The following is a 4062-nucleotide window of genomic DNA, read 5'->3' as shown; positions in this document are numbered from 1 at the left end:
GGCGTTTTGTGTGGTTTTATTGCCAGTCAAGATCTTGGTAGTCTTTTTGGTAAGGTCCATTGTCTGTGACTTCTGAGTGATAAAGCGCTTTTAATGCAAAGCCTTTTTCAAGCTCCATGTCTTTCATCAATACTTTCAACCGTTTTTTCAATTCCGGATGATCACTGACCAATTGCTCCATTTTGGATTTGGTGTATTTCATCTGTATCCGCTCCTTTTGAATCTTCTTGTCTATATTGTACACTGATGCAGAAAAAAACGCACTTGCTCAGCAAGTGCGTGGTTTATAAAAAGAGGATCAAATGCGAAACTTAGTTTCTTCATTGACCCTCTAGCTTTTCTTAAGATTGCCTCGGTTCATCATGCTCTGTAGTATGAGAGGTTTCTTTTTTTCCCCAAACACGTTTAGTTAAGTATATATGGAAAAACCATTCGCCAGCTGCAACAAGTAGAGCTGAAAAAATAGAGGCCATAACGATTGAAAAATCAATGTTTTCAATCATCCATAATCCCAATAGCCATACCGCAATAAAGACGATAAAAAAATCTCCGCCCGTCGCCAACTTATTCGAAGTTTTTGGATAGATGATCAAATCTCCTACAAATCCAACCACTGTGATAATAATAGTAAAAACAAATATTTCAAAGACCTCAACTCCATATACAAGTCCTAAGATAATGAAGAGAACTGCAAAAATCATTGAAAACTTAATGAATAAAGCTTCAATATAGTACATTGTATATACCTCCTGAAATATTTTAATAGTTAATTGCTATATACCCCATTTCTTCCAAGCAAACCGTATAAAACAAAAAATTTCAAAAGTAGAATTCAACGAAAAACTTCGTCTCTCTTCATCTACTTTACCTCTTGGTATTCAGAAGGAGATTGGTGTTTAACAAAAACTACTAAAAACACAAAAAGACTGGGGACAAACTCAGACGAGTTTGTCCCCAGTCTTCCATACTTTCTTAACAAGTACTTGAATACGAATCAATTATCCTAAATAATGAAAAATAAAGTTTGCTAAAAATAAACTAGCGATGACATAAAGCGTTGGAGAAACTTCACGCCCTCTACCGACAGCAATTTTTAAAATTGGGTACATAATAAAACCGATTGCGATTCCATCAGCAATGCTGTACGTAAACGGTATTAACGCCACAATCAGCAAAGCCGGAAAGCTTTCGCTCATGTCTTTCATATCAAGGTTTTTGATGTTTTGAAGCATCAAAAAGCCGATGATGATCAAGATTGGCGCAATTGCACTATCTGGAATCAGTTTAATAACAGGAATAAAAAACGATGCAATAAGAAATAACAGTCCTGCCGTAATCGACGTTAATCCAGTACGACCGCCCGCTGTCATGCCTGCTGCACTTTCAACTGTTGCTACAGTTGGACTCGTCCCAAAAATACCAGACGTCATTGCCGACACAGACGTGGCCTGAAAAGCTCGACTGAACTTCTCAGGACGCTCGATAAACGCCACTTGTCCATGAACCAATCCAATGTTTTCAAAGACCAACACCATGGTCAAAGAAAATACCGCGACCCAAAACGTCGTGGACAGGATATTGCCAAAAGACAATGCACCAAACACCGCAAAAGCTTCTGTGGCATTGATCGAAGACTCGTTCATACTGCCAAAATCGATAAGTCCGAAAAACGCGGCAATGATGGTTCCAACAACAATCGTAATCAGGAAATTCCCTGGCACGTTGCGAATAAACAAGACCACTGCAATAATGACCGTGAGTACGGTCGCCAATACATGCGCATCAGCTAGCGAACCGAGTGCCAAAATCGAACTCGTGCCACGCTCAACAATACCGCCTTTTTCCAGACCGATCAGCATTAAGAACAAGCCCAGTCCAACAGTGATGGCTTCTTTCAACGAATGTGGCACTGCAGCGCTCAGCATTTTCGCAAAACGCGTAAATGCTACTGCCACAAAGATCACGCCGGAAACAAATACAACCGCTAGCGCTTCCTGCCAAGACAAGCCCATAGACTGAACCATCGTGTAAGAAAATAGCGCATTAATGCCCATACCCGGCACTAACAAAATCGGCGCATTGCCCCAAAAGCCCATGAGCAAACAGCCAAAAACCGATGCCACAATTGTCGCAACAATCGCTGCTTCAAGCGGCATACCTGCTTCCGACAAAATCAACGCATTGACGGCAATAATGTAAACTACCGTAAAAAAGCCGATCAAGCCCGCTGTCATTTCACGCTTAACTGTCGTTTCATTTTCCTGAAGACCGAAATACCGATCCATCCAATTAAACATAGTCATAACCTTCTATTAAATTAGCCCTCTCCCTACCCGCTCTGCCTATCGAAATAGGTAAGCCAAGGTAGGAGTGTAATCTAAAAAGAAGGCGCTGTCAAGATGGCTCGCTTTGTGGTTCTTTTCGGTGCGTGCGTATTTGGCGTGGAGCGTGCGTATTTTCTCTCCACCGCGCGTATCTCTCGCGAGCGTGCGTATCTCTCGCGAGCGTGCGTATTTTCTCTTCACCGCGCGTATCTCTCGCGAGCGTGCGTATTTTCTCTCCATCGCGCGTATTTCTCGCGAGCGTGCGTATTTTCTCTCCATCGCGCGTATCTCTCGCGGAGAGCGCATATTTTCTCTCCACCGCGCGTATCTCTCGCGGGGCGTGCGTATTTTCTCTCCACCGCGCGTATCTCTCGCAGGGCGTGCGTATTTTCTCTTCACCGCGCGTATCTCTCGCGAGCGTGCGTATTTCCCGGGAAACGTGCATAAGGCAACGCCGTTTGGGTTTGTCGCTTTTCGCTAGCGAAAAGCCGGTAATTAGGGTCTTCAAAATAAGCTTTTGCAGGACCGATGAGAATGCTATAATTCTAGTAATTCACACAAAGGAGGAATTCATATAACAAAAACAATTGGTTTATTGTCACAAGCAGAAGCTTTAACATTATTGCTTTCTAGGCTTGGCCCTCAACATCCGCAGCGTCAATTTCTTGAGCAACAACTCTCTTGGACGACCGCTGGAAAACGTGGCGAAGAACGCATTAAAAGAAAGTTTAACGAGTTTTACATGGAGGAAGATTTCCGTATTTTATGGGATGTAAATTTGAAAATTGGTACTTGGTCTGTGCAAATGGACGGACTCTTGCTTACTGAAAAAGGAGCAATTATTATCGAGTCCAAAAACATTAGTGGACAGCTACATTTCGATGAGAAGACGGGCGAATTTTCTCGCGTTAATTTAGCAGGCGAACGCTCCGTTATGGAAAACCCTAAAATCCAACTCCAGAAACACATTCGCTTCCTCACACAATATTTTAAAATGAAAAAAATTAATTTACCCGTTTCTGGACTGATCGTCTTTACTGCGAAAGATTGCGAATTTATTTCCAAGCCGCATGGCGTTTCTGTATGCAAAACCTATCAAATGATTGAATACTTGCTAAGAATTCTACAGGCTTTCCCCCTTGAAGCCGAAAATTGCAAACTGGCGAAAATCCAGAAATTGATTGTGACCAATCAAACCCCTTATGAACAACCCCCTTTATGTAGCTATTACTTTATTGACCCCAAAGAATTGCAGTCCGGCGTATTCTGCTCTTCTTGCCAATCGCTCAGCATGCAGCGACTAAACAAAAGCTGGCTGTGCAAAAATTGTGGCTTCCAAAATCCTTCAGCTCATCTTTTAGCGATTCAAGAATACTTCAGCTTTGTCGAAACCACTATCACCAATCAAAAACTTCGCGCGTTTTGCGGATTCGAATCCAGATCTGTGGCGACAAGGTTGTTATGTCAGCTCGATTTGAAAAGAGTGGGACAATCAAAATCTCGCTCTTACCAATTGCGCAAATAATGAGGAAGCCTCTCACTTGGGTGGGAGGCTTTTTTGCATTTCGCGGACCGTTCGCGCGTATTTTTTACGGAACGCGCATAAGCATTTCTCCACCGTGCGCAAATTTCTTCCTGCGCGCGTATCTATCCTCACACCGTGCATACACTACGGCGAAGTCCGCTCCTGGGCCCTAAAAACCAAAAGCGGAAATGCCCCGCTTTTCGCGAGCGAAAA

Annotated in this window: 4 protein-coding genes; 1 reads left to right on the top strand and 3 read right to left on the bottom strand. The window is 42.9% G+C overall.

The window, feature by feature from the left end:
- Positions 1 to 16: 16 nt before the first annotated feature.
- From GPDM_RS13530 to GPDM_RS13520, 3 genes are all read right to left on the bottom strand, one after another.
- On the bottom strand, positions 17 to 202 hold the full coding sequence (locus GPDM_RS13530; RefSeq protein ID WP_008432215.1) for a hypothetical protein: 186 nt from the start codon (positions 200 to 202) through the stop codon (positions 17 to 19).
- A 139-nt stretch (positions 203 to 341) separates the two neighbouring features.
- On the bottom strand, positions 342 to 737 hold the full coding sequence (locus GPDM_RS13525) for a DUF2512 family protein (protein WP_008432214.1): 396 nt from the start codon (positions 735 to 737) through the stop codon (positions 342 to 344).
- 261 nt (positions 738 to 998) lie between these two features.
- Positions 999 to 2297: an NCS2 family permease gene (locus tag GPDM_RS13520; RefSeq protein WP_008432213.1), complete on the bottom strand. Its 1299-nt coding sequence runs from the start codon at positions 2295 to 2297 to the stop codon at positions 999 to 1001.
- 622 nt (positions 2298 to 2919) lie between these two features.
- On the opposite strand from GPDM_RS13520, the gene GPDM_RS13510 reads away from it, so the two are divergent.
- Positions 2920 to 3849: a nuclease-related domain-containing protein gene (locus GPDM_RS13510; RefSeq protein WP_237704166.1), complete on the top strand. Its 930-nt coding sequence runs from the start codon at positions 2920 to 2922 to the stop codon at positions 3847 to 3849.
- Positions 3850 to 4062: the final 213 nt, after the last annotated feature.

Origin of the sequence: Planococcus donghaensis MPA1U2, assembly GCF_000189395.1 — a bacterium.
Taxonomy (GTDB): Bacteria; Bacillota; Bacilli; order Bacillales_A; family Planococcaceae; genus Planococcus; species Planococcus donghaensis_B.
The sequence above is the reverse complement of the archived record's forward strand: the minus strand, read 5'-3'. Positions and strand labels throughout refer to the sequence as shown.

What these genes read in the sequence shown, in the direction of transcription:
- GPDM_RS13530 (WP_008432215.1), bottom strand. Translation starts at nt 202, where the DNA reads ATGAAATACACCAAATCCAAAATGGAGCAATTGGTCAGTGATCATCCG.
- GPDM_RS13525 (WP_008432214.1), bottom strand. Translation starts at nt 737, where the DNA reads ATGTACTATATTGAAGCTTTATTCATTAAGTTTTCAATGATTTTTGCA.
- GPDM_RS13520 (WP_008432213.1), bottom strand. Translation starts at nt 2,297, where the DNA reads ATGTTTAATTGGATGGATCGGTATTTCGGTCTTCAGGAAAATGAAACG.